The organism is Pseudoclavibacter sp. 13-3, from assembly GCF_021168475.1.
Lineage (GTDB): Bacteria > Actinomycetota > Actinomycetes > Actinomycetales > Microbacteriaceae > Pseudoclavibacter_A.
The window spans coordinates 251464-277201 of record NZ_JAJOZT010000001.1 but is presented as its reverse complement, the minus strand read 5'-3'; the positions used below and the strand labels follow the sequence as shown (position 1 = coordinate 277201).

General features: G+C 68.7%; 18 protein-coding genes. 10 read left to right on the top strand and 8 right to left on the bottom strand.

Annotation, left to right across the window (positions count from 1 at the left end):
* Position 1: 1 nt before the first annotated feature.
* From LRX77_RS01300 to LRX77_RS01285, 4 genes are all read right to left on the bottom strand, one after another.
* The gene (locus tag LRX77_RS01300) at positions 2–3382 is read right to left on the bottom strand and encodes a DNA polymerase III subunit alpha (RefSeq protein ID WP_231831032.1); all 3381 of its coding nucleotides are present in this window, start codon (positions 3380–3382) and stop codon (positions 2–4) included.
* Positions 3383–3387: 5 nt separating this feature from the next.
* The gene (locus LRX77_RS01295; protein ID WP_231831031.1) at positions 3388–3702 is read right to left on the bottom strand and encodes a DUF6504 family protein; all 315 of its coding nucleotides are present in this window, start codon (positions 3700–3702) and stop codon (positions 3388–3390) included.
* Between the two features lie 80 nt (positions 3703–3782).
* Positions 3783–4637, bottom strand: a complete 855-nt coding sequence (locus LRX77_RS01290) for an aldo/keto reductase (RefSeq protein WP_231831030.1) — start codon at positions 4635–4637, stop codon at positions 3783–3785.
* 10 nt (positions 4638–4647) lie between these two features.
* The gene (locus tag LRX77_RS01285) at positions 4648–7476 is read right to left on the bottom strand and encodes an ATP-dependent Clp protease ATP-binding subunit (protein ID WP_231831029.1); all 2829 of its coding nucleotides are present in this window, start codon (positions 7474–7476) and stop codon (positions 4648–4650) included.
* Positions 7477–7650: 174 nt separating this feature from the next.
* Here LRX77_RS01285 and LRX77_RS01280 point away from each other — a divergent pair, with 174 nt between their 5' ends.
* The 6 genes from LRX77_RS01280 to LRX77_RS01255 all read left to right on the top strand — a co-directional run bounded on the left by LRX77_RS01280 (position 7651) and on the right by LRX77_RS01255 (position 14976).
* A complete protein-coding gene (locus tag LRX77_RS01280) occupies positions 7651–8859 on the top strand; it encodes a glycosyltransferase (RefSeq protein ID WP_231831028.1) in 1209 nt (402 codons plus the stop codon).
* Entirely contained in the window at positions 8856–9812 is a 957-nt protein-coding gene (locus tag LRX77_RS01275) for a Ppx/GppA phosphatase family protein (RefSeq protein ID WP_231831026.1), read from the top strand. Before LRX77_RS01280 ends, LRX77_RS01275 begins: the two co-directional genes overlap by 4 nt.
* Positions 9809–11239, top strand: coding sequence for a sugar porter family MFS transporter (locus tag LRX77_RS01270; protein WP_269453594.1), 1431 nt, complete (start codon positions 9809–9811; stop codon positions 11237–11239). The genes LRX77_RS01275 and LRX77_RS01270 overlap by 4 nt, the downstream gene beginning before the upstream one ends.
* 26 nt (positions 11240–11265) lie before the next feature.
* Complete coding sequence (locus LRX77_RS01265) at positions 11266–12291, top strand: magnesium transporter CorA family protein (protein WP_231831024.1); 1026 nt, start codon at positions 11266–11268, stop codon at positions 12289–12291.
* Complete coding sequence (locus tag LRX77_RS01260) at positions 12288–12974, top strand: LysE family transporter (protein WP_231831022.1); 687 nt, start codon at positions 12288–12290, stop codon at positions 12972–12974. The genes LRX77_RS01265 and LRX77_RS01260 overlap by 4 nt, the downstream gene beginning before the upstream one ends.
* A 79-nt stretch (positions 12975–13053) precedes the next feature.
* Entirely contained in the window at positions 13054–14976 is a 1923-nt protein-coding gene (locus LRX77_RS01255) for a DUF2207 domain-containing protein (RefSeq protein WP_231831021.1), read from the top strand.
* A 10-nt stretch (positions 14977–14986) separates the two neighbouring features.
* On the opposite strand, the gene LRX77_RS01250 is transcribed toward LRX77_RS01255, so the two are convergent.
* From LRX77_RS01250 to LRX77_RS01235, 4 genes are all read right to left on the bottom strand, one after another.
* On the bottom strand, positions 14987–16228 hold the full coding sequence (locus LRX77_RS01250) for an acetyl-CoA C-acyltransferase (protein WP_231831019.1): 1242 nt from the start codon (positions 16226–16228) through the stop codon (positions 14987–14989).
* 62 nt (positions 16229–16290) lie between these two features.
* Positions 16291–17547: an acyl-CoA dehydrogenase family protein gene (locus tag LRX77_RS01245; protein ID WP_231831018.1), complete on the bottom strand. Its 1257-nt coding sequence runs from the start codon at positions 17545–17547 to the stop codon at positions 16291–16293.
* Between the two features lie 76 nt (positions 17548–17623).
* Complete coding sequence (locus tag LRX77_RS01240; protein WP_231831017.1) at positions 17624–19903, bottom strand: 3-hydroxyacyl-CoA dehydrogenase NAD-binding domain-containing protein; 2280 nt, start codon at positions 19901–19903, stop codon at positions 17624–17626.
* An 82-nt stretch (positions 19904–19985) separates the two neighbouring features.
* The gene (locus tag LRX77_RS01235) at positions 19986–20756 is read right to left on the bottom strand and encodes a TetR/AcrR family transcriptional regulator (RefSeq protein ID WP_231831015.1); all 771 of its coding nucleotides are present in this window, start codon (positions 20754–20756) and stop codon (positions 19986–19988) included.
* 116 nt (positions 20757–20872) lie between these two features.
* On the opposite strand from LRX77_RS01235, the gene LRX77_RS01230 reads away from it, so the two are divergent.
* From LRX77_RS01230 to upp, 4 genes are all read left to right on the top strand, one after another.
* Positions 20873–22432 carry a succinate CoA transferase gene (locus LRX77_RS01230; RefSeq protein ID WP_231831014.1) on the top strand — a complete coding sequence of 520 codons (1560 nt, stop codon included), beginning with the start codon at positions 20873–20875 and terminating at the stop codon, positions 22430–22432.
* Positions 22433–22508: 76 nt separating this feature from the next.
* Positions 22509–23585, top strand: a complete 1077-nt coding sequence (locus LRX77_RS01225; protein ID WP_231831013.1) for an AI-2E family transporter — start codon at positions 22509–22511, stop codon at positions 23583–23585.
* Positions 23586–23690: 105 nt separating this feature from the next.
* A complete protein-coding gene (locus LRX77_RS01220) occupies positions 23691–25010 on the top strand; it encodes a uracil-xanthine permease family protein (protein ID WP_231831012.1) in 1320 nt (439 codons plus the stop codon).
* Positions 25011–25078: 68 nt separating this feature from the next.
* The gene (gene upp / locus LRX77_RS01215; protein WP_231831010.1) at positions 25079–25714 is read left to right on the top strand and encodes a uracil phosphoribosyltransferase; all 636 of its coding nucleotides are present in this window, start codon (positions 25079–25081) and stop codon (positions 25712–25714) included.
* Positions 25715–25738: the final 24 nt, after the last annotated feature.

Genomic DNA, 25738 nt, shown 5'->3' with positions numbered 1-25738 from the left:
GTTAGCCTGCCGTTCTCTGCAGCGACTGTGGATCGCGCGGCTGCAACGATCTCGGATGCCCGGCACCGGGCTGCTGCTGCGCCTGCACATCGTGCTGCGCCTGCACATCGACGAGATTCCAAGCCATCGAACCGGTGACGCTGATGCCCTTCGCCCCGCTGCGCCGGGTGACTCCGCGTACGAGCATGAACTGGGTGCGGAAGACCCCGCTGCGGATGCGCTCCTGGGCGTCGTGGAAGAAGACGATGTTGCTCACTGCGGTGCCGTCGTCGAGCGAGACGAACACCACGCGTCGGCCGCCGCGCATCGGGGGAGTGTTCGTCGCTCTGCGCACCCCGGCGACCAGCACCTCGGTGCCTCCTGGCAGCCCGACGAGATCTCGCGCCGGGGTCACCCCGAGTCGTCGGAACAGCGGGTGGAAGCGGGTGATCACATGGTGTCCGACGCCGACGCCGAGATGCTCGATCTCGAGATCGGTCTGGGTGGGGGTGCGCAGGTCGATCGCGGTGACCTCGGGATGCGGCGAGGTCGGCAGATCGAGGTCGAAGGCCAGCTGCTGGGCGGGAATGCGTATCGGTGCGGCGGTGATCGATCTGATCTGAGCGAGCAGCTCATGACGTCGTCGGGAATCGTGCCCGATGAACGCGTCGAGTGCGCCGACTCTGGCCAGCGCTTCGAACGTGCTGCGACGCGGACGCACACGATCGCGGAAGTCTTGCAGATTCGCGAACGGCTGATGCGCGACCAGGCGCTCCTGCTCGGCCCGGGCGCTGCCGATCAGCTCGGTCACCGGCACGCGGATGCCGAGACTCCGGTCTTGAGGCTCGGGCAGCCGCTCGACTCGGTAGTCGAGCCCGGAGCACTGCACGTCGAGCGGCAGCAGAGGGATGCTCAGGCGGCGTGCCTCGGCGAGCAGCAGGTCTTTGGGCCACATGCCGGGATCGTGGGTCAGCAGCCCGGCGAGGAACTCAGCCGGATGATGCGTCTTCAGCCAGGCGGACTGATAGGTGGGCAGAGCGAAGGCTGCGCCGTGGGCCTTCGCGAAGCCGAAGCTGGCGAAGCCCCGCAGCATTCGCCAGCAGCGGTCGAGCACCGACGGCGGAAAGCCGCGCCGCGCCGCCTGGTCGAAGACCATCTGTTCGATCTGGTCGAGCTGCTGGTCGTCTGCCATCGACCGCCGGTACACGTCGGCCTTGGCCAGGCCGCAGCCGGTGAGCTCGTCGAGCAGACGCATCACCTGCTCGTGAAAGACCACGACGCCCATCGTCTCGCGCAGAATCGAGTCGATGCGCGGGTGGATGCGCGCCGGCGACACCTCGCCGTGTCGAGCCTGCAGATACTGCAGCGGCATGTCGTTCTTCATCGGGCCGGGGCGAAACAGGCTGATGTCGACGGTGAGGTCGTTGAACACCTCGGGCTGCAGCTTGCCGACCAGCTCCATCTGCCCCGGCGACTCGATCTGGAAGATGCCCAAGGTCTGCGTCGAGCGAATCGTCTCGAACGTGGCCGGGTCGTCGAGCGGCAGCGCGTCGAGATCGATCGGCGTCTCGTGCAGCCGGTTCGCCTCGCGCACGGCGTAGGCCATCGCCGACTGCATGCGCACGCCGAGCACGTCGAGCTTGATCAGCCCCATCGGGTCGACGCTGTGCTTGTCGAACTGCGACATCGGCAGCCCGATGCCCGAGGGCTGCACCGGCGTGCGGTCGAGCAGCGACAGATCAGAGAGGATGACCCCGCAGGGATGCATGGAGATGTGCCGCGGCAGCGCGTCGAGGCGTTCGGTGGCGTCGACGAGCAGATCGAGCTGTGGAGTGGTGCGCACCTGCTCGGCGAACTCGGCGAGCTCGGGCTTCTCTGCCAGAGCGCGCCGAAAGCTGCCGGCGCTGAACCGCCACAGCTCTTTGGCGATCGCGTCGACGCGGCCGGGCTCGATGCCCAACGCGAGCCCGGCGTCGCGCACTGCGCCGCGCGAGCGATAGGTGTTCATCATCGACATCAACGTCACCCGCTGCTCGCCGAAATCGGCGAAGATGCGCCGGTAGACGTCATGGCGCCGAGCAGACTCGACATCGAGGTCGATGTCGGGCAGCGTGCGGCGTTCGGGCGAGAGGAAACGCTCCCAGAGCAGCCCGTTGTCGAGTGGTTCGACGCCGGAGATGCGCAGCAGATAGTTCAGCATCGAGCCGACCCCAGACCCACGGGCCTGCACCCGCACCCCCATGCCGCGAATCAGATCGACGACTCTGGCGACGGTCAGAAAATACGGGGCGAACCCCAGCGTCTCGATGTCGGCGAGCTCGTGATCGAGACGGTCGTGCACCGCCTGCAGACGAGCGGTGTCGGCCTGGGCGTACCGCTCGGGGACAGCGGCTCGGACCCGCTCGGTCAGTGCGCGCATCGGGTCTCTGTCAATGCCGATCACGCCGGCCTCGGGCATGCGCGGATGCCCCCAGCCGAGATCGACTTCGGGGTCGAGCATGCAGCGTTCGGCGAGACGCTCGGTGGCGGTGAGCAGGTCTGCGGCGGTGGTCGTGTGGTCGCTCACGTCGACGACCATGCGGGCGATGCGCCGCATGGCAGCTGCCGGCTTCAGCCACGCCTGCCCGGTGGCGGCGAGCCGCCGGTCGCGGTCGAGCTCGTCGAGCGGCAGCAGCGTGCGCGCGGAGTCTGAGATGTCTGCGGTGGCGGCCTCGTCTGGCTCGCCGTAGCGAACCTGATTGGTGAGCACGGCGGTGAGCCCCTGCGATTCGGCCAGCGAGAGCATCCGCGTGGCCGGCGTGACACTGCCGGGCCGACCGGGCTCGGCCAGCCAGCACACCACCTCGATCGCCAGCAGATCGCGCGGCACCAGCCGGCACCAGGCGTGCAATGCCGCAAGAGCCTCGGGCAGACGGTGCGCCTCGACCAGCCGGCCGACGTCGCTGGAGGGGCCGAGCAGCACACTCAGATTCGGCCGCTCACGCAGCAGCTCGCCGAGCGCGTCACGACTGAGCGAGGGCGTCGAACAACGACGTGCTCTCTGACCGGGAAAGTGGGCGGCGGTCACCATGCGGCACAGCGCTGCATAGCCGGCGCCGTGCCCAGCCTGCGACCACCCCGTGGAGTCGCTGCGGCCGACTGCTCCGTGGGCGAGCAGCACGACACGGCCCAGCTGCTCGGCGAAGCTGCCGTGCACGGCGAGATCTGCGCCCAGAATCGGCGCGAGCGACGCGTCTCGGCAGGCCTGCACATGCGCAGCCGCACCGTAGACGCCGTCGCGGTCGGTGAGCGCCAGACGCTCGGCGCCGGCGCTCGCCGCCAGCTCGGTGAGGCGTCTCGGCTCGGTGCAGCCGTAGTGTGTCGAGAAGCCCGAATGCACGTGCAGATGCGTGAACGGAGGCATGCCGGTCACTCCCAGACGAGCTGCAGCCGCCAGCCGTCGTCGGGCAGCCGCAGCAGGTCGTAGGTGTGAAAGTCGTCGCCTGTGCACGAGGCCTCGACGCGCCAGAGCTCCTGGTCGACGCGCTGGCGGGTGGCGCAGGTCGTCGAAGCGCCGCTCGCTGTGGGTGACTCCTGGGGTGCGTGCCACCAGCGTCGTCGGTGAAAGAAGCTCTGCGGCACCCCGACGATCTCGTACTCGAAACGACGCCAGACGAAACTGCGCGGCTCGCCCTCGTGCGAGAGCGCGACGGTGATCGTCTCATCGATCTTGCATGGCATCATGGCCTCCTGCTGTGATCAGTCGAACATATGTTCGAATGATCACAGCGTAGAGGGGCCCTCCGACATCGGCAACGCTGAACTCAGAACTCCTCGTAGGTCGCGGGATCCTGCCCCTTGAGCCGACCGTCTTCACGGGCGAGACCGTCGATCGCGGTGAGATCCTCGGTGCTCAGCTCGAAGTCGAACACAGCGAGGTTGCTGATCTGCCGATCAGCGTGCGAGGCCTTCGGAATCGGCACCACGCCGTTCTGCAGATGCCACCGCAGCACGATCTGAGCCACGGTGCGCCCGTGAGCCCGAGCGATCTGCTCGAGCGTCTCGTTCTGCAGAATCTCGCTGGCCCGGCCGAGCGGACTCCACGCCTCGGTGACGATGCCGTGCTCGGTGTTCCAGCGCACCGCCTCATGCTGCGGAAACCGCGGGTGCAACTCGATCTGGTTCACACTCGGCAGCACACCGGTCTCACGCTCGAGACGCTCGAGGTGCTCGGGCAGAAAATTGCTCACGCCGATGCGACGGGTCAGTCCGCGCTCGCGCGCCTCGATCAGTGCCTGCCATGCCTCGACGAACCGGTCGGTCAGCGGGTTCGGCCAGTGGATCAGCAGCAGATCGAGATGGTCGAGACCGGTGCGATACACCGACTCCTCGATCGTCGGGATCGCCTGATCGAACGCCTGGTGGCGGCCGGGCAGCTTCGAGGTGACGACGATCTCGTCACGCGGCACGCCGCTGAGGCGCACCCCGGCGCCGACCGCGCCCTCGTTCTCGTAGTTGAAGGCGGTGTCGATCAGGCGGTAGCCGTTGTCGATCGCCTGCGCGACCGTCTCGGCACCCACGTGCCCGTTGAGGCCGTAGGTGCCGAAACCGATCGCCGGCAGTCTCGTGCCGTCGTTCAGGGTGTGTGCGGTCTGAATGCTCTCGGGCGAAGTGCTCATGCCAACGACCTTAGGCCGCGGCATCGTCTCCTGCCACCCCCTCGCGCGCGCCGACCGCATTCGTCCCTGGGGTCATCCCCGCAGTCGCCGAACCAGCTCGATCTGAGCCGTCTCGGGCGGCATCGAAGCGCACCCGCAGGCGGGCGTCGGCCGACGAGCCCGCCGCGGCGGCATCCGCCGTCTCAGCTGGCACCAGATCGACCGTCACCGCCGAGCCGCTCGCGCCCGAGACCAGCAGATCGGCGATGCGATCGTCGACCTCGCGCTGCACCGTGCGACGCAGCGGGCGAGCGCCGTACTCGGGCTCGTAGCCGCGCTCGGCGAGCCAGTCGACCGCCCGATCGCTGACCTGCAGACGGATGCCCTGCTCGGCCAGCCGCTCGGCCGTCGCCGCGATCATGGTGCGTGCGATCGCCCCCACCTGCTCGCGCGAGAGCCGACGGAACAGCACGATCTCGTCGATGCGGTTGAGGAACTCCGGTCGCATCGCCTCACGCAGTCGACCCATCACCCGATCGCGCAGCGCCTGCTCGGAGCCGAAGCCCGTCGCATCGTCGCCGGCGTTCGCGACGAAGCCGAGCGCTCCCGACCGCGAGGCCAGAAACTCTGAGCCGATGTTCGAGGTCATGATGACCACGGTGTTGCGAAAGTCGACGGTGCGCCCCTGGCCGTCGGTCAGCCGCCCGTCGTCGAGCACCTGCAGCAACAGGTTGAACACGTCGGGGTGCGCTTTCTCGATCTCGTCGAGCAGCAGCACCGAGTACGGCCTGCGCCGCACGGCCTCGGTGAGCTGCCCGGCCTCGTCGTAGCCCACGTAGCCCGGGGGAGCGCCCACCAGCCGCGCCGCGGTGTGCTTCTCGCCGAACTCCGACATGTCGAAGCGCAGCAGCGCGTGCTCGTCGCCGAACAGGCTGGCCGCCAGCGTCTTGGCCAGCTCGGTCTTGCCCACGCCGGTCGGGCCGAGAAACAGAAAGCTGCCCACGGGCCGGTTCGGGTCGCCGAGCCCCGTGCGGCCACGACGTACGGCGCGAGACACCGCGGCGACCGCGTCATGCTGACCGACCACGCGGTCGTGCAGCTCGGTCTCGAGATGCGCGAGCCGCGTGCGCTCGCCCTCGCTGATGCGATCGACGGGGATGCCCGTGCGACGCGCGATCACCTCGGCGATCTGGCGCTCGTCGACGACGGCCTCCGCGGGAGTCGTCGCCGAACCTGTCGTCGCGGCATGCGCGTGCTCGATGCGGGCGTTGTGTGCGCTCGCGGCGTCGAGAGCCTGCTGCACCTGTTCGATGCGATCGCGGATCTCACCGGCCTGCTCATAGTGCTCGGCCGACGCTGCGGCGTTCTTCTCGGCCTCGAGCTCCATGAGCTCGCGCATCAGCGCCTGCGTGTCGATGCGATCGCCGAGCTGCAGCCGCAGCCGGGCTCCGGCCTGGTCGATGAGGTCGATGGCCTTGTCGGGCAGCCGACGATCGGGCAGGTAGCGGGCCGACAGCCGAACGGCGGCGTCGAGGGCGGCATCCGTGTAGCGCACGTCGTGATGCTCGGCGAAGGCGGGCGCCACCCCGTGCAGAATGCGCACGGCGACATCAGTCGACGGCTCGTCGACGGTGACCGGCTGGAACCGGCGCTCCAGAGCGGGATCCTTCTCGATCCTGCGGTACTCGTCGAGCGTGGTCGCGCCGATCATGTGCAGCTCGCCGCGGGCCAGCCTCGGCTTGAGCACGTTGGCCGCATCGAGGCCGTCGCCTGCGCCGCTGCCGCCGGCGCCGACGACCGTGTGCAGCTCGTCGATGAAGACGATGAGCTCGTCGCGATGTGCGGTGATCTCGTCGAGCAGCGTGGTCAGGCGCTCTTCGAAGTCGCCGCGAAAGCGCGTGCCGGCCACCATCGACGCCAGGTCGAGCGAGATCAGCCGACGCCCGGCGATCGCATGCGGCACCTCGTCGGCCGCAATCGCCTGCGCGAGGCCCTCGACGACGGCGGTCTTGCCGACGCCGGCCTCGCCGACCAGCACCGGGTTGTTCTTCGTGCGCCGAGAGAGGATCTCGACGGTCTGCTCGATCTCGTCGGCGCGCCCGATCACCGGGTCGAGCCGGTCGTCGCGCGCCTGCGCCGTCAGATCGGTGCCGAAGCGGTCGAGCATGGGCGTCTGCGATTCGGCGGATGCCCCGCTCGCCCCCGCCTCGTCGCCTGCGACCGCCTGAGTGTCGCCGGCGTTCGCAGCCGAAGCGTCGCCGAGAGAGGTCGCATCGGCGGGCTGCGGCACAGGCTGCCGCATCGAATCGGTCAGCGACTGCGCGGTCACGCCGAGACTCGAGAGGATCTGCCCGGCGGGCGCATCCTGCGCGAGCACCAGCGCGAAGAAGAGATGCTCCAGATCGACATAGGTCGAACCCGAGGCTCGGGCGACCTGGAAGGCATGGAAGAGCGCGCGCTGCAGCGAGGGCGTGATGTTCGGGGCCTCGGTCACGGTCGCACCGTCACGGGCGACGGGGAGCCTAGCCTCGACCTCGCGCCCCAGCTGCTCGACGCTCACGCCCATGCGGGTGAGCACCTCGTGCACCGGAGCGTTCTCGGCGAGCACGCGCAGCATGTGCAGGGCGTCGACCTCGGTCTGACCGCGCCTGACCGCGTATGATCCAGCCTCGGCCAGGGCCTGCTGGGTGCGCTGGGTCAGAAACCGGCCGATGTCGATGCTGCGCTGGCTCTCAGCGGCTTGCTGTCGCGCCTGCTGTCGAGCCTGCTCGGCATTCAGGTAGCGTGCGAGAAACTCATCGAATGAGCCCTGCCCGCCCTGTTCGCGTTCGCTCCCGTTTGGGGTGTTGTTCTCTGGCACAGTACCTCCTCAGCGGTGTTCGCGAGGGTGATGCCGGTCAGAATCAGTCGTTCAGACGTCGCCACCCTCAAAGTTGAGTGCCGTACGCTCAACCTAACGTCAGAGTGCTGCAGGTATTCCCTGCTGTTGCCTTCGATCGGGGGAATCCGCACGCCATGCCTTAAACTGAGCGTCATGCCCTCCGCCAGCCCGCTGCGCATCGCCATGATCTCGCTGCACACGAATCCCTATGGCGACCCCGGCACGGGCGACGTCGGCGGCATGAACATCGTGATCCAGCACATCTCGGCCGAGCTGGCCGCACTGGGCCACCACGTCGACGTGATCACCCGCCGCAGCGCTCCCGAGCAGCCCGATGCGATCGAACTCGCCCCCAGACTCACGCTGCGCACCATCACGGCCGGCCCCGAGCATCCGCTGCCCAAGGCCGAGCACGAGGCCTGCATCGAACCCTTCGCCGATCAGCTGCGCACCTTCGGCGACTATGACGTGATCCATGCGCATCACTGGTACTCCGGGCTGGCTGCGCTGCCCGTCGCGCGGGAATGCGGTGCGGTGCTGCTGCAGAGCTTTCACAGCATCGCGGCCGACGCCGACACCGCGCTCGACAACGGTGAGCCTCCTGAGACGCCCAGACGCCTCACCGCAGAGCGCACCCTCGCGCGCGAGGCCGATGCGGTGATCACGGTCAGCCATGCCGAGCAGCGCACGGTGGTCGAGCGGCTGGGCGGCGATGCGTCGCGCGTGCACGTGGTGTCGCCCGGTGTGGATGCCCGGTGCTTTCACCCGGGCACGGCGGCCGTTCCGAGATACGTCGCCGCCGCAGCCCGCATCGAACCGCTCAAAGGGCTCGACCTCGCCGTCGCCGCGATCGCGTCGACGGACGCGGCGCTGCGGCCGGATCTGCGCATCGCGGGCGGGCCGAGCAGCCAGGATGGCGGCTGTCTGAGGGCCCTGCGCCAGCAGGCCGCAGACGCTGGCATCGGCGAGCGGGTGCGCTTCGACGGCGCGATGTCGCACGCCGAGCTCGCCGAGCTGATGCGCGCCGCCTCGGTGTTCCTGGTGCCGTCGCACTCTGAGACCTACGGCCTCGTCGCGCTCGAGGCGGCCGCGAGCGGCGTGCCGGTGATCGCGATGGCGACCGGCGGTCTGCCCGAGGCGGTGCACGACGGCGAGACCGGCCTGCTGCTGCACGACCGCTCGCCCGAGACCTGGGCGCGCGCGCTGACCAGGCTGCTCGACGACGCCGAGCTGCGGGAGCGCATGGGGCGTGCGGGTCGTGCTCTCGCGCTGCAGCGCAGCTGGGTGAAGAGCGCCCAACGGCTCGTGCAGATCTACGGCCGGCAGCGTCGCCTGATGCGCACGGCGGTGCAGCCCGCATGACCGTTCGCGACCGCGTCGCCGCGATCGACTGCGGCACGAACACCGTGCGACTGCTCGTGCTCGACGGCCCAGACCCGACGCGGCAGCTGGCACGCCGTACGACGACCGTTCGGCTCGGCGAGGGCGTCGACCGCACCCACGCCTTCGCACCTGCGGGGCTCGACCGCCTGGCCGTCGCACTGCACGACTACCAGAACGAGCTGACGCGTCTCGGCGTCGCACCCGACCGGCTGCGTTTCGTGGCGACCTCGGCGAGCCGCGATGTGCATGATTCGACGCCGCTGCGCGACGTCGTCGAATCGATTCTCGGAGTGCGGCCCGAGATCATCAGCGGTGTCGAAGAGGCCGATCTCTCCTATGCCGGCGCCCTGACCGGGCTGCCGTCACAGCCCACGACGCTGGTCGTCGACCTCGGCGGCGGTTCGACCGAGCTCGTCGTCGGGCGCGACGGCCGGCCGCTCGCCGCCTGGTCGATGAACGTCGGCGGTGTGCGCCTCACCGAACGGCACCTCGACGCGCGCCGGCCGATGACTGCGGCGCAGCATGCGTCGATCGTCGCCGACGTCGACCAGGCGCTCGACGAAGCCGAGACGCGGGTGTCGCTTGCGGGCGTCGAACGGGTGATCGGCGTCTCGGACTCAGTCGGCATGATCGCCGCGGTGGCCGCGGGCGTGCGCGCCGAGCGGTTCGGCGAGCTCTCGGGCGGATGCTGGAGTCTCGACGCGCTGCAGGCAGCCTGCGCCCGGCTGGTCGCCGCCGATTCGCAGGCCCTGACCGAGTTCGGCGTCGACGACACGCGCACCGACGTGATCGCTGCCGCTGCGGTCATCTGGTCGCGGGTGAGTGCACGCATCGCCGCACGCACGCACTGCGACCAGGCCGTCTACAGCGAGCATGACATCCTCGATGGCGCCGCTCGGGCGCTGCTGGCGGGCGGCCGAGATCGGCGATGACCAGTTCACGGGGGAGCGCGACTGAGAGCGATCGGATGCCCGACGGGTCACCTGACCGCCGGGTGACGACCATCGTGCTGATCGCGACGATGGGTGCCGTCGCCTTCGGCTATGACACCGGCGTGCTCGCGGGCGCGCTGCCGTTCCTCAGTCAGCCGCGCGATGCCGGCGGCCTGGGCCTCGACGCGCTGGCCGAGGGCATCGTCACCTCTGCACTCGTCTTCGCGGCGAGTCTCGGCGCCCTCGTGGGCGGGCGTCTGGCTGATCGTCTCGGTCGCCGTCGAACGCTGATCTTCGTCTCGCTCGTCTTCGCCGGCGGCGCACTGGGCACCGGTTTCGCGCCCAGCGTCGAATCGCTGGTGGCCTGCCGCGTCGTGCTGGGGCTCGCCGTGGGCGCCAGCTCGACGATCGTGCCCGTCTTCATCGGCGAGATCGCGCCGGCGCGGCGGCGCGCGGGGCTGGTCACCCGAAACCAGCTGATGATCGTCACCGGGCAGCTGCTCGCGGCCGTCGCGAACGCCGCGATCGCGCGTGTGTCGTCTGACGGCGAAGCCTGGCGGCACATGCTGCTGGTCAGTGCGACCCCGGCACTGCTGCTCTTCGTCGGGCTCTGGTTCGTGCCCGAGTCGCCGCGCTGGCTGGCCATGCACGGACGGTCTGCTGCAGCGCGCCGCGTGCTTGGCCTGATTCGCACTCCGGGTGAGGGCGAGCACGAGCTGCAGAGTGTCGCGGCGCTGCACGAGCGGGCGAATGAGACTGCAGGTGCGACGGACGGAACAGACCGACATCCGCTGCGCGCCCGCTGGGTGCGCCGTCTCGTGCTGATCGGCGCGGGCCTCGGCATGGTCTCGCAGCTCACCGGCGTGAACTCCGTGATGTACTTCGCACCGAGCATCCTCGCGACCAGCGGGCTCGGCACGCAGGCGGCGCTCACCGCGACCATTGCGACGGGCGTGATCTCGGTGCTCGCGACGCTCGTCGGCATCCGCGTGCTGCGTCGCCTCGGTCGGCGGCCGATCATGATCACCGGGCTGATCGGCGTCGCCTCGTCGCACCTGCTGCTGGGCCTCGCCTTCGCACTGCCGGTCGGCCCGGCCCAGCCCTGGCTCGTGCTCACGCTCATGCTCGTGCTGCTCTGCTTCGTGCAGGCGATGGTGTCGGTGGTGTTCTGGCTGATGACGGCCGAGCTCTTTCCGCTGCGGGTGCGCGGCATGGCGGCAGGTGTGGCGGTCTGCGTGCAGTGGGTGACGAACGGCGTGGTCGCGCTGCTCTTTCCGGTCGCCTTCGCGCACTTGGGCGGCGACGTCTACTTCGTGTTCGCCGCGGTCAACGTGCTGAGCGCGTGGTTCGTCTGGCGGGCACTGCCCGAGACGCGCGGGCTGGCACTCGAAGAGGTCGAGGGGATGCTGCGGCGGCGTCTCGGCTAGCGCGATCGACTGCGTAGACTCGAACCATGCGCGCTGAGACCGACACTGAGACGACCGGTGAGCGTCCGACCGTCTGCACTCCGGCGATTCGCGTCTACCGTGGTGGGCGACTCGAACGTGAGACCACGTCGCTGGCCGAGATCGAGCAGCTGCAGCACGACGCCGAGCGCACCACCTGGGTCGACCTGCCGACGGCCGATCACCAGGCGCTCGTGCAGATCGCCCAGACCCTGCACCTGCACCCGCTCGCCATCGAAGACGTCGAAGAGAGCCACGAACGCGCCAAGCTCGTGCGCTATGAGACGCATCTGTTCCTGACGCTCTATGCCATGGCCGCCCCGGCAGACATCGAGGCAGAGCTTGAACGGCACCAGATCGACATCTTTCTGACCAGAAACGTCGTGGTGACCGTGCGACACGGCGACGGCTTCGATCTCGGCGGGGCGCGCCTGGCGTGGGAGGCGCATCCGACGCTGCTCGCGATCGGCGGCATCACCGTGCTGTGGGCGATCGTCGACCAGATCGTCGACTCCCACTTCGACACCGTGCAGCAGCTCGACGAGGGCATCGACGCTCTCGAAGACGAGCTTTTCAGCGACGCGCCGAACTCCCGCGACATCCAGCGCACGGCCTACCACCTGCACAAGCGACTGGTCACTCTGCGTCGGCTGGCGCTGCCGACCCGAGAGATCCTCAGCAGCGTGATCAACCGGGCGACGCCGCCGCTGCCCGAAGCGCTGCGGCCATATTTTCTCGATGTGTACGACCATGTGCTGCGCGTCAGCGACTGGACCGACTCGTTGCGAGACCTGGCCAGCACGATCATCGACACGAACCTCTCGAGCCAGAGCAACCGGATGAACCTGGTCATGAAGAAGCTGACGTCGTGGGCGGCCATCATCGCCGTGCCCACGCTGATCACCGGCTTCTTCGGCATGAACGTGAACTTTCCCTACTTTCAGACCGGCGTCGGCGCGGTGATCGCCGTGACGCTGATCACGCTGACCTCGGTGGGGCTCTACGCCTGGTTCAAGCGCCTGGACTGGCTGTGAGTCTGGCGGTCTGGGGAGCACTCCTGGCTGCGTCGATCATGGTGAGCCTCACCCCGGGCGCCGGAGCGATCTCGACGATGACGAATGCGCTCAACGTGGGCTGGCGGCGTTCGATCTGGGGCATCCTCGGTCAGCAGGTCGGGCTGCTCGTGCTGCTGATCATCGTGGCCAGCGGACTGGGCGCTCTGATCGCACACGCGCCGGGCGTCACCACGGTGATCCGCTATGCGGGCGCCGCCTATCTCGGATACCTCGGGGTGCGACAGCTGCTGCTCGCCCGAGCGGTCGGCCGGGTCGCCGAAGACGGCGTCTCTGATGGCGGCTCGGCGGTCGGCCCCGACGTCGCCGATTCGGCGGATGCTGCCGGCGTCAGCCGCTACCTGCGGCCTGGCGCGATGGTGATGCGCGGAACCTGGGTGAACCTCAGCAATCCCAAGGCGATCATCTTCTTTCTGGCGTTCATGCCGCAGTTCATCGACGCGTCGAAGCCGGTCGTGCTGCAGTATGCGACAGTGATCGTCACGATGATCGTCGTCGACGTCGGTGTGATGTGGGGCTTCTTCGCTCCCGCCGCGCGGGCGGTCGGCCGGTTCGCGCGCAACGCACACGGCCAGCGCGTGATGAACGCGGTGTTCGGGGCGCTCTATCTTGCGGTCGGCGTGCTGCTGGTCTTCCTGCACTGAAGCCCGTCTCGGCGAGGGGCATGGCGCGCATGACCGGGCGATGTCGGCGCGACGAAGTACCATGGGCGGCATGAGGCCGATGCGAACGTCCCCAAACTCCGCACCGACACCAGCCACGGTGCCCGCGCACAGATCGGTGACCGCGACCCAGGCGCTGCGCCTGCCGCGGTCCGCCCCGGTGCGGCTCGCGGCTGTGCTCCTGGCGACCGCACTGCTCGCGTTGGCGGTGATGGTGACATCGGCGAGACCGGCCGCGGCATCTGTCGACGACTTCAGCTTCGAATCGATGTCGGTCGACTACCATCTGAGCCGTGACGCCGGGGGAAGGGCCCGACTCGATGTCACCGAGACGCTGATCGCCGATTTCCCGTCCTTCGACCAGAACCGTGGTCTCGTGCGCAAGATCCCGCTCGACTACGACGGAGTGTCGCTCGACCCGACGATCACGGCGGTGACAGACGAGGCCGGCCGTGCGGTGGTCTACGACACCAAACGCTCCGGCGGCCAGCTCGAGGTCTCGCTCGGCACCGATGACTTCGTGCACGGCAGACAGACCTACGTGCTGAGCTACACCATGCAGAACACCGTGCGTCATTTCACCGACACCGGCACCGACGAGTTCTACTGGGACGTCAACGGCGAGAGCTGGCAGCAGCCCTTCGCCGTCGTGTCTGCGACGGTCACGGTCGATTCGTCGCTCGTTCCCGCACTGAACGGCCAGTCCGCCTGCTATCAGGGCGCACACGGTTCGACCGCGCAGTGCCACATCGTGCGCGCCGACGACTCCGACACTTCTGCCCGGTTCACCGCACAAAGCGATGGCGGGCTCGCCCCCGCACAGACCATGACCGTCGCGGTCGGCTTCGCCCCGCAGACCTTTGTGATTCCCGAACCTCCCTCACGGGCCTGGTGGGCGACGTGGCTGCCGCTGGGGCTGAGCGCGGCTGCCCTCGCGCTCGCCGTCGCCCTGGTCGTCGTGCGAAGCCGTCGATGGCGAGACGCCCCGGGTCGTGGTGTGATCATCCCGGAGTACGCCCCGCCCAAAGGGCTTCCGCTCGTGGCAGGCGCCGACCTGGTGAACCGCATGAACAGCTGGATGCCGGCCTCGGTCATCGATATGGCGGTGCGTGGCGTCGTCCGCATGGTCGACATCGAACATGTCGGCGTGTTCGGCTCCAAGAGGGCGAGCTTCGCGATCGAGATGGTCGACCCCACGCGCCTGCAGGCTCATGACGCCGAGGTGCTCGCTGTGCTGACCGGTCCTCGTCAGCTGCAGCCGGGCGAGCGCGTGCCCATTGAGACGAAGCCCGACCAGCATCGTGCCGAGCGTGCGCAGTCCGTGATCAGCGACGCCCAGCAGAGACTCCTCGCCGGGGGCTTGCGCGCCGTGCCGGCCACCGCGCTGCCGCTTGCCCTCCGGGTGGCCGGGTGGGGCATGATGGCCGTCTCAGCGGCCTACGGGCTCTGGGCTCTGGTGCAGGCCGAACGCATCACCTGGTGGCTCATCGCTGCCGGGGCGGCCACTGTGGGCTCGCTGCTGCTGCTGTTCGTGGCTCTGCCGCGCCCGAAGACGCTGACCGAAGCGGGCGCCGAGGCGCGAGACGCGGTCAAAGGCCTGAAGATGTATATGGAGCTGGCCGAGCGAGATCGCTTCGCCGTGCTGCAGAGCGTGCACGGCGCCGAACGCGTCGACCTGTCTGACGGCTCTACCGGCGTGCGTCTGAACGAGAGGCTGCTGCCGTGGGCGGTGCTCTGGGGCATCGAGGGCACTTGGGCGAGGCAGCTGCAGATCGACTACGAGCGCACCGGCAGCCAACCGGGGTGGTACGACTCGACGACTCCGTTCACTGCGGGAGTCCTCGCCGCGAGGCTCGCCGCATTCAACACCGCCACGACCACCTCGGTGCAGCCGCCCTCGTCGGGAGGCAGCTTCTCGGGTGGTGCCGGTGGCGGTGGCTTCGCAGGTGGCGGCGGTGGCGGGGGCGGCGGCGGAGGCAGGTAGCCTGCTGGAATCACTGCGACGCGAGCACGATGGCATCGCCCTGACCGCCGCCACCGCAGATGCCGATCGCTGCCCAACGCGTCTCGCCGTCGGCATCCGCGCCGATCGCCGTCTCGCCGAGTCGTCTCAGCTGCATGGCGGCGCTCAACGCGATTCGTGCGCCCGAGGCGCCGATGGGGTGCCCCAGAGCGACTGCACCGCCCAGCGCGTTGCAGCGTTCGTCAGGCAGATCGAGCAGCCGTGCGGTCTGCACGGCGACCGCGGCGAAGGCCTCGTTGACTTCGAGCACCTCCAGCCGGGCGACGTCGACGCCAGCTCGTCGGCAGGCCAGCCGAATGGCCTGAGCCGGCTTGTCGAGCAGCCCGGTGTCGGGCCCGGCGACCTGGGCGAAGCCGGCGATGCGCGCCAGCACAGGCAGACCCGACCGAGTGGCGTGGGCCCGCGTGCTCACGAGCAGCACCGCCGCACCGTCTGAGATCGGCGACGAGTTCCCGGCCGTGATGGCGCCTTCGGCTGCGAACGCCGATCGCAGCCCGCCGAGCGTCTCGGTCGTGCTCTCGGGTCGTACGCCTTCGTCGGTGGCGACCTCGATCTCGCCGCGTCGGGTGCGCACCTGCACCGGTATGATCTCCGCGGTGAGCAGTCCGCGGTGCTGCGCGTCGTCCGCACGTCGATGCGATCGCGCGGCCAGGGCATCCTGAACCGAGCGATCGATGCCGGCTGCCGCGGCGTCGCGCTCGGTGAGCACGCCCATCGCCTCGCCGGCGAAGGCGTCGGTCAGGCCGTCGGCACCGAGTGAGTCGATGACCGAGGCGTCGCCGAAGCGGTAGCCGGCACGAGCGCCGGGCAGCAGATGCGGAGCGTTCGTCATCGACTCCTGCCCGCCGGCGGCGACCAGGTCGGCCTCACCCGTGCGCAGCAGGCGCACCGCCTCGATGATGGCGCTGCTGCCTGACAGACAGACCCGATTGACCGTCGTGGCCGGGGTCGTCAGCGGCACTCCCGCGGCCACGGCCGTCTGCCGAGCCGGATTCTGCCCGCAGCCGGCCTGCACGACGTGCCCCATCACCACGTGGCCGATCGCATCGGGCTCGATGCCCGCACGCTCGATTGCTCCGCGCAGGGCCGCCGCGCCGAGGTCGACGGCGCTGAGCGTCGCGAGCTGCCCGCCCATGCGGCCCTGCGGGGTGCGTGCGCCGCTGACGATGACGACGTCGTCGGGTGACGTCTGAGGTGCGGATGCTGTGGTCATGGTGCTCCTGTCAGGTCTGTTCTGGTCGATGGTCGATGGCCGATGGCCGGTCGCCGTTCGGTTCAGCGGCCGCTGAACGCGCTGTGTCTGGTCAGATCGCGGCCGACCAGCAGAGCCTGCACGCTCTCTGTGCCCTCGTAGGTGTGCAGCGCCTCGATGTCGGTGAAGTGCCGCATCACGCCGTAGTCGAGCAGAATGCCGTTGCCGCCGAGCATGTCGCGACCGATCTGTGCGATGCGCCGGGCACCGCGGGTGGCCACGTACTTGGCGAGTGACGCCTGCTGCGGGCGCATGGTGCCGGCGGTCTCGCGATCGGTCAGCGTGCGCAGGTGCAGCTGGATCGTGGTGAGCTCTGAGAGCATCTGCACGAGTCGCTCCTGCACCATCTGGAAGTCGCCGAGGGTGCGCCCGAACTGCTCGCGCTGCCGTGCGTACTGCAGCGCAGACTCGAAGATCGCCTGAGCATGGCCGAGCGCCGACCAGGCGATGCCGAGACGGGTCGCCGCGAGCACACGGTTGGTGTCTGCGAACGAGCGCGCGCCGGGCAGCGCAGCGTCGGCGGGCACCCGCACGTTGTCATAGGTGATCTCGGCCTGATGGATGGCACGCAGCGACCCTTTGCGACGGATCGTCTCACCGTGATAGCCGGGTGCGTCTTGGGGAACGAGGAAGGCGCGCACGTCGCCCTCTTCGTCGCGCGCCCAGGTCACCGTGACGTCGCCGACCGAACCGTTGCCGATCCACTTCTTGCGACCCGTGATGATCCAGTCGTCGCCGTCCCGGCGAGCCGATGTGGCCAGTGCCACGGAGTCGCTGCCGTGATCGGGCTCGGTGAGGGCGAAGGCGCCGAGCCTCTTGCCGCGGGCGAGTGGAACCAGCCACTCGGCCTTCTGCTCGTCACCGCCGAACATGGCGATCGTGCGCAGCGCCAGCGCGCCCTGCACTGCGATGATCGTGCCCAGCGAACCGTCGCAGCGGTGCACCTCGGCGGCGACCAGGCCGGCGGCGAGCGCAGACATCGGGGTGAGACCGGGGCCCTCGACACCATCGGTCAGCAGGTCGAGCTCGCCCAGGCGCCGAGCGAACTCGAGACGATACTCGCCTTTGTCCCACGCGTCGTCGATCAGGGGCAGCGCCTCGGCGGTGAACTGTCGCGCGCGATCGAGAAAGACCCGATCAGCGGCCGGGATGTCGGCGAACACCCCGTAATAGTCGGTGTCGAGGGCCTGCAGCACGTCGTATTCCGGCAGCGGCGGCAGGGGAGCGCGGCTGGTCTCGGTCTCGGTCTCGGTCTGTGTCTGAGCGTCGGCAGTGGTCATGGTGGTCCTTTCAGAGAGCCCGGCACGGGGTCGTTCGCGTGCCGAAGCGTGAATCGATGAGATGAGGCGGAGGGCGTCAGCGCTGCTCGGGCACGTTCGCGGTGCCGCGCGGCAGCAGGTCGCCGCCGGTCACCCGACGGCTCGCACCCGAGCGGTCGAGCAGCGGGATGAGACCGCCGGTGTGCCGAGGATAGTTCGCCCCGAGCATGAGTGCGGCGTCGACGGCCTGAGGGCTCTCGGCCGTTCCGTCGGCCAGCACGAGGTTGACCTCTTGAGCCAGGCCGTCGAGCAGCAGGCCCCGGGCCTCGGCTGCATCGCCGTGCCTGGCGGCTCGAGGCGTCTCGGCCGACTGGGCGCTTCGGGCTCGTGCCGTCGCGATGGCCTCGGCGGCCTCTGGCGTGAGCTCGCCCGCAGCGGTGAGGTAGCGCAGACGGCTGCGCCCGCCGACCTCGACCATCTGCTGCAGACTCGCGCTCACCGGGAACCGCGCCGGCCAGGCGGCGTGCAGCGTCTCGAAGATGTGCAGCTGCACGCCGTGCCCGATGTAGTCGAGCAGCGTCAGCGGGGTCATCGGCAGGCCGTCGCCGACCAGTGCGCCGTCGACTGTTGCGACGTCCCACCCGGAATCGATGAGGTGCAGCGCGTCGCCGATCAGCCGTGAGAGCAGCCGGTTGACGAGAAAGCCCGGATGATCCGCGACGTGAACGGCCGTCTTGCCGAGTCGGGCCGCGAGGCTCAGCGCAGTGTCGGCGACACGGTGTGCGGCGGCCTCGTCGTGGGCCGTGGCGCCCTTCGGCAGGATCAGCTCGACCAGCGGCAGCACCGCGACCGGGTTGAAGAAGTGAAAGCCGATCAGGCGCTCTGGGTGCTCCAGCACGCCCGCCTGGTCGCCGACGAGCAGCGAGGACGTGTTCGTCAGCAGCAGGGTCTGTGGTGAGACCAGCGCCTCGACCTCACGCCACACCTGCTGCTTGACCGCGAGATCTTCGAAGACCGCCTCGATGACGACGTCGCTGCCGACGAGCCTCTCCCGGTCAGCCGCCGTCGTGACCAGGGCCCGCACTCGGGCATGGGAGGCCTCGTCGAGAGTGCCTCGATCGCGTGCCTGCTCCAGCAGCATGTCGATGCGCGACGACGCCAGATCGGCGCGATCCTGATCGACTTCGACGACCACGACGGGCACCCGCAGACGAGTGGCGAACACCACGGCGAGCTGGGTGGCCATGAGCCCGCCGCCGACGACGCCGACCTGTCTGATGTCGAGCTGGGCGCCGCCGGGGCGCGCCGCGCGCCGAACCCGCTGCAGCGTGAAGAAGGCATAGATGCTCGCCCGTGCCTCGTCTGTCAGCAGCAGGCGGCCGAAGGCCTCGACGGTCGCCTCGGCGAGCGGCTCGGTCGGGGCTTCGGAGCGGGCGTAGGTCGCGATGCGTTCGCGCGCCGTCGCGAGACCCGCGGATGCCGTGGGCACTCCCGCCGCGGCAGTACAGCCCGGCAGCGGCGAAGTGGCACGCCCGATCAGCTCGACGGCAGCATCCACCGCAGGCAGATCGGTGGGAATGCGTCGCCGCACCCGGGCACGCACGTCATCCGCCTTCCAGAGGCCTGCCCCTTCGGCCGGTCGACGGGGCACCGCGACGCTGCCGGCCAGCACGCCCGCCGCAAAATCGAGCGATGCATCCGTCAGCCGATCAGCCGGCACGACGGCGTCGATCACTCCGAGATCGCGAGCCCGGGCGGCTGAGAGACTCCTGCCGGCCAGTGAGTCGACGACGGCGATGCGGGCCGCGACGTCTGGGCCGACCAGAGCGGTCAGCCAGGTCAGGCCGCCCCAGCCGGGCACGAGCCCCAGACTGAGCTCGGGCAGGCCGATGCCGGTGACCCCGGCGGCCGCCAGGCGAAAGTCGGTGTGCAGCGCGACCTCGAGACCCCCACCGAGGGCAGCGCCGTTCAGCAGGCTGAACGTCGGCACCGGCAGAGCGAGCAGGCCGGCGAAGGCGCGAAAGGCACGTGCGGCCGACTCCGTCGCCTCGGCCGGGGTCGCGACCCGCTGAAACTCGCTGAGATCGGCACCGGCGCCGAACACGCTGCCCGCAGCGGTGAAGACCAGAGCGTCGAGGTCGGCGTCGCGAATGTGACCCGGGAGCGTGTGCAGGTAGCGCTCGAACGCGGTGATCGCCTCGGCTGACCAGACGAGCAGCTTCGCAGTCGGCCGCATCGTGATCATGCCGATGCGAAACGAGTGGCCGCTGCCCGCGGCATCGTTGCCGGCGTCGCTCGGAGCGCTCACGGTGCGCACATCGAAGGCGAAGTCTACCGGCGCCTCGGCGGTCGCTGATGCTGGACTGGATGCTGACATGGGGGCTGATTCCTCTCGCGCGTCATCGGACTGCATCCGAGCATGGCATGAGACGAAGTCGCATCGCAAGTGAGACGGAGTTTCAGATACGATTCTGGCGATGCTGCTGCAGCGCCTGCTGCACCACTCGGCCGACTGTGGACATCGGTGCGTCGACGTCGAAGACCACGACGACCGATCCGGCGTCTGCTGCGGGTGACTGGCGTGAGGGGTCGTGGGTCTCGCCGATGGCGGCCGCCTGTGCCGGCGCTGTCGACGGCTGGGGTGCGTGGCCCGGAGTGAAGAGGGCGAGCAGTCGATCGAGCTCTGCCGTCAGGTCTCGACGGGCCTGGTCGGGCGAGAGCTGGTCTCGGATGGCCTGCCGCAGCACGGCGTTATGGGTCGTCGCGACAATATCGGCGAACTGCAGCGCTTCGATGTGTCGCAGTGCCGGCAGCTGCTCTCGCAGGTACCGGTCGAACGCCTTCTGGTAGCGGGTGATGGTGACGATCTCGCGGTCGCGCAGTTTGGGTGTCGCGCGTACGATGCGATCACGAGAGCGGATGCTGGGCAGGCGGGCGAGAAAGCGATCGAACACCAGCAGCGCGGCGTCGATCACGTCTGTGCGGGCGTCGACGGTGACCACGTCGCCGCGCAGGCGCTCGGCGAAGAACGTGTCGACCTGTTCGAGGATGTCATCGTGGTCGGCGAAGATCACGTCGTCTTTGGTGCCGAACTGGCGGAAGAAGGTGCTGCGCGAGATGTGGGCGGCTGCCGCGATGTCTGCGGCGCTCACCTCGTCATAGCCACGGGCGGTGAACAAGGCGAGGGCGATATCGGCCACTTCGACTCGACTCAGTGATGCGGTGCTCATTGGGTCACGCTACCACGCAGAGGCCACCCGGAGAATGGTACCGCATCCCGTGTGCTATGACACGCAGTGTCGTATAGCATTTCCCAACCGGTGCGCTCGTGCTTAGAGTGCCGAGCATGACGAACCTCGACATCTTCACGGCTCAGACCTCCGCAACGACGCGGGTCGCTGACCGACGCTTCCGACAGCTTCTTCGCACATCTCGGCAGGCGGCCGAGCTCATTCGGCCCGACGCAACGGTGGCGATCAGCGGCTTCGGGGGAGCGGGCCATCCCAAAGCGGTGCTGCCGGCCCTCGCCGACCTGGCAGACGAGGCCGGACGGGCCAACGGCGACGGCAGGCACCCGTACGCGCTCACGCTGCTCAGCGGAGCGTCCACCGCGGCCGATCTCGACGGTCGGCTCGCCGACGCCGGCGTCGTCGCCGGCCGCGTGCCCTACAACGCCGACCCCAAACTGCGCCGCCAGATCAACGCACTCGACGTCGACTATGTCGAAGTGCATCTGTCTCGGCTCGCGCAGCAGGTGCGCGAAGGCTACTTCGGTCGCGTTCACACCGCCGTCGTCGAAGTCGCTGCGATCACCGAGACCGGGGAACTGGTGCCCGGCAGCTCGATCGGCAACAACCAGGCCTGGCTCGACGAGGCTGACGAAGTGATCATCGAGGTGAACCGGTGGCAGCCCATCGAGCTCGACGGCGCCCACGACATCTACCAGAACACCGGACTGCCGTTGCACGGCACCCCGATTCCGCTCGAGCACGTCGACCAGCACATCGGTCGGCCGCACCTGACCGTCGACCCGCAGAAAGTCGTCGCCGTGGTCGAGACCGATCTGCCCGATGACAGTCCGAGCTTCACCCCGCCTGACGAGGCCAGCCGAGCGATGGCCGGGCACATCCTCGAGTTCCTCGATCACGAAGTGCGCGCGGGGCGTGTGCCGGCGGGCAGCCTGCTGCCGCTGCAGTCCGGCGTGGGCAACGTCGCCAATGCGGTTCTCGCAGAGCTCGCAAATTCGAGCTATCGCGATCTGCAGTGCTACAGCGAGCTGATCCAGGACGGCATGATCGAACTCATCGACTCGGGCGTCGTCTCGTTCGCCTCGGCGACGGCGCTGGCGCTCAGCCCCGAGATGTTCGACCGGGTCAAGCGCAACATCTCGTTCTACCGTGATCGCATCGTGCTGCGCCCGCAGGAGATCTCGAACAATCCCGAACTGATCAGACGGCTCGGCGTCATCGCCATGAACAGCATGGTCGAGGCCGACATCTACGGCAACGTCAACTCGACGCATGTCAACGGAGTGAACGTGGTCAACGGACTCGGCGGGTCGGGAGACTACGGACGCAACGGGTACCTCTCGATGTTCATCAGCCCCTCGACGGCGAAGCGCGGATCGATCTCGAAGATCGTGCCGTTCGTGTCGCACGTCGATCACACAGAGCACGACACGCAGGTGCTGATCACCGAGCGCGGGCTGGCCGACCTGCGCGGTCTGAGCCCTGTGCGGCGTGCACGGGTGATCATCGAGAACGTCGCCCACCCCGACTACCGGCCGCTGCTGCAGGACTACCTCGAGCGAGCCAGCCAGCGGGGCGGTCATGTGCCGCACCTGTTCGCCGAGGCCTTCGGCTGGTACGACCGCTTCGAACGAACCGGGAGCATGATTCCCGGCTGAGCATCCCGGTCGCTGAGATCCTGCGCCGCCGGCACGCCCTACGCTGAGAGCAGACGTCTGCAACCGGGAGGATCACATGTCGACCCCAGAACCACGCACGCGCGCGAAGTGGCTGCCTCGTGGCCCGGGCGTGAGATCAGGCTTCTCGACCACGGTCGGCGTGCTGCTCGCCGTGCTGCTGGCGGCAGGCATCGTCGCGATCATCAAACCGCTGACCCTGGTGTTCTTCGCGCTCTTCATCACGCTCGGGCTCGAGCCGGTGATCCGCTGGCTCGAAAGCCGAGGCATGAGGCGCCCGCTGGCGCTCGGCACGGTGATCGGCGCCGGTCTGCTGATCTTCGGCATGGTCATCTGGATGATCGTGCCCGGCATCGTGCAGCAGATTGGCCAGTTCGTCGACACGGCGCCGAAGAGCTTCGACGAGGTGAGCCAGCGACCCTGGTTCCTGAACCTGGACGAGCAGTTCAACGGCGCGGCGACCACGACCCTGCAGAGCATCGAGACGCAGGTCACCAGCCCGGACTTCTGGTGGGGCGTCGGCGGCGGCGCCTTAGAGGTCGGGCGCGGTGTCGTCGACGCCGTGACGGGCACGGCCTTCGTGCTGATTCTCACGCTCTACTTCGTCGTCTCGCTCGACCGCATGAAGCAGGCGTTCTCGCTGCTGGTGCCGAAGTCGAAGCGGGCGAACGTCATGGACATCACCGAAGAGATCACCGAGTCAGTCGGCAGCTACCTGGGCGGTATGGTCGTGCTCGCATTCTGCAACGCGGTCTTCAGCCTGATCGTGATGACGATCTTCGGCGTGCCGTTCTCGCTGGTGCTCGCCGTGCTCGCGCTGTTCGTCACGATGATCCCGCTCATCGGCAGCGTGATCAGCACCGTGCTGATCACTGCCGTGGCCCTGCTCGGCTCCCCGCTCACCGCGCTTCTCGTGGCCGTCTGCCTCATCATTTACATGCAGGTCGAGGCATACGTCCTGACGCCGCGCATCGTCGGCAAGAGCGTGAACATCCCCGGTTCTCTCGTGCTGATCGGTGCGATGGTCGGTGCGACGCTCGCCGGGCTGATGGGTGCCCTCGTCGCGTTCCCGGTGGCCGCTTCGATCCTGATCATCGTCAATCGCGTGATCGTGCCCGCTCAGGAGCAGCGCTGAGCAGACCTGGCCCGAAACCTGCCGGCAACGCACGTCGCGTAGAATCTTCCATCGGCGTGGCAGGCTCCACGACTGTTCGCCACATCGCGACCCTGAGGAGACGACATGGCTCGAGGAGCTTTCGACTGGCGGCTGCACGGCGACGGCGTGCACATCGGCCCGGGTGAGGCGGTTGCCCCCGATGAGCGACTCACCTGGCCGCGCACGATCGGCATCGGCACTCAGCATGTGGTGGCCATGTTCGGCTCGACCTTCCTGGTGCCGCTGCTGACGGGCTTTCCGCCGGCGACGACCCTGCTCTTCTCCGGTCTCGGCACGATCATCTTTCTGCTGCTGACCCGCAACCGCGTGCCCAGCTATCTCGGGTCGAGCTTCGCGTTCATCGCTCCGATCGCCGCCGCGCAGAGCGAGCACGGGTATGCGGGCGCGCTCGGCGGCGTCGTGATCGCCGGTGTGACGCTGTTCGTCATCGGCCTGATCGTGCAGCGGGCCGGCGTGCGATGGATCGAATGGCTGATGCCGCCTGTCGTCACCGGCGCGATCGTGGCGCTGATCGGCCTGAACCTCGCGCCCAGCGCGAAGGCGAACTTCGAGATCGCCCCGGTCACGGCACTGGTGACGCTGGGATCGATCATCCTCTGGGGCGTGCTCTTCCGCGGGTTCCTCGGTCGTCTCTCGATTCTCTTCGGCGTCTTGATCGGCTACCTCACCGCGATCCTGCGCGGCGAGGTCGACTTCTCAGCCATCGCCGACGCTGCCTGGTTCGGTCTGCCGCACTTCCAGACCCCCACCTTCCACGTCTCGACGCTGGGCCTGTTCGTGCCCGTCGTCTTCGTGCTGATCGCCGAGAACATCGGCCACGTGCGCTCGGTGGGCATGATGGTCGGCAGAAACCTCGATGACAACATCGGCCGTGCGCTGATCGGCGACGGTCTCGCCACGGTGCTCGCCGGCTCGGGCGGCGGCTCCGGCACGACGACCTATGCCGAGAACATCGGCGTAATGGCCTCGACCAAGGTGTTCTCGACCGCGGCCTACTGGGTGGCCGGCGTCGTCGCCGTGCTGCTCAGCCTCTTTCCCAAGTTCGGCGCGGCGATCGCCACAGTGCCCGCCGGCGTGCTGGGCGGTGCCGGCGTGGTGCTCTACGGCATGATCGGCGTGCTCGGCGTGCGCATCTGGGTCGAGAACAAGGTCGACTTCTCGAAGTCGATCAACCTGACCACCGCCGGCGTCTCGCTGATCATCGCGATCGCGAACTTCACCTGGCAGGCCGGCGACCTCGTGTTCGGCGGCATTGCGCTGGGCACCTTCGCCGCCATCGCCGTCTACCACGTCATGCGCGGTGTCACCCGGGTGCGCGGCGGGCGCAGCACGACGCCGGTCTCTCCGGCGAGCACGGACCGCATCGACGAAGCCGCGCACTGACCTTCGTGAGCCGGGGAGCAAGCCCGGCCGTGACATCCCCATGACCACGACACGACTAGGCTGAGAGCATGCGCCTGATCACTCCCAATCATCCCCTCATCGACCACAAACTGACCGTGCTGCGCGACCGCAGCACCCCTCAGCCGGTGTTCCGTCAGCTCGTCGAAGAGCTCATGACGCTGTTGGCCTACGAGGGAACCCGCGACGTGGCCGTCGAAGCGGTGAAGGTCACGACGCCCGTCGCCGAGACCACCGGCGTGCGGTTTCAGCACCCGCTGCCACTGGTGGTGCCGATTCTGCGAGCCGGCCTCGGCATGCTCGAGGGCATGACGAAGCTGCTGCCCACCGCCGAGGTCGGGTTTCTGGGCATGGTGCGCGACGAGCAGACGCTGCAGCCCACGACGTATGCGAAGCGCCTGCCCGACGACCTCAGCGATCGTGCCTGCTTCGTGCTCGATCCGATGCTCGCCACCGGCGGCTCGCTGATCGGCGCGATCGACTACCTCTTCGAGCGCGGGGCGCGCAAGGTGACGGCGATCTGCATCTTGGGAGCACCGCAGGGTGTCGCCGCCGTCGAGCAGCACTTCGAAGGCCGCGATCTCACCGTGGTGCTCGGCGCCGTCGACGAGGGGCTGAACGATCAGAGCTACATCGTTCCGGGCCTCGGCGATGCCGGCGATCGGCTCTACGGCACCATCGACTGATCCGTCTCGAGGCTGTCAGTCCCG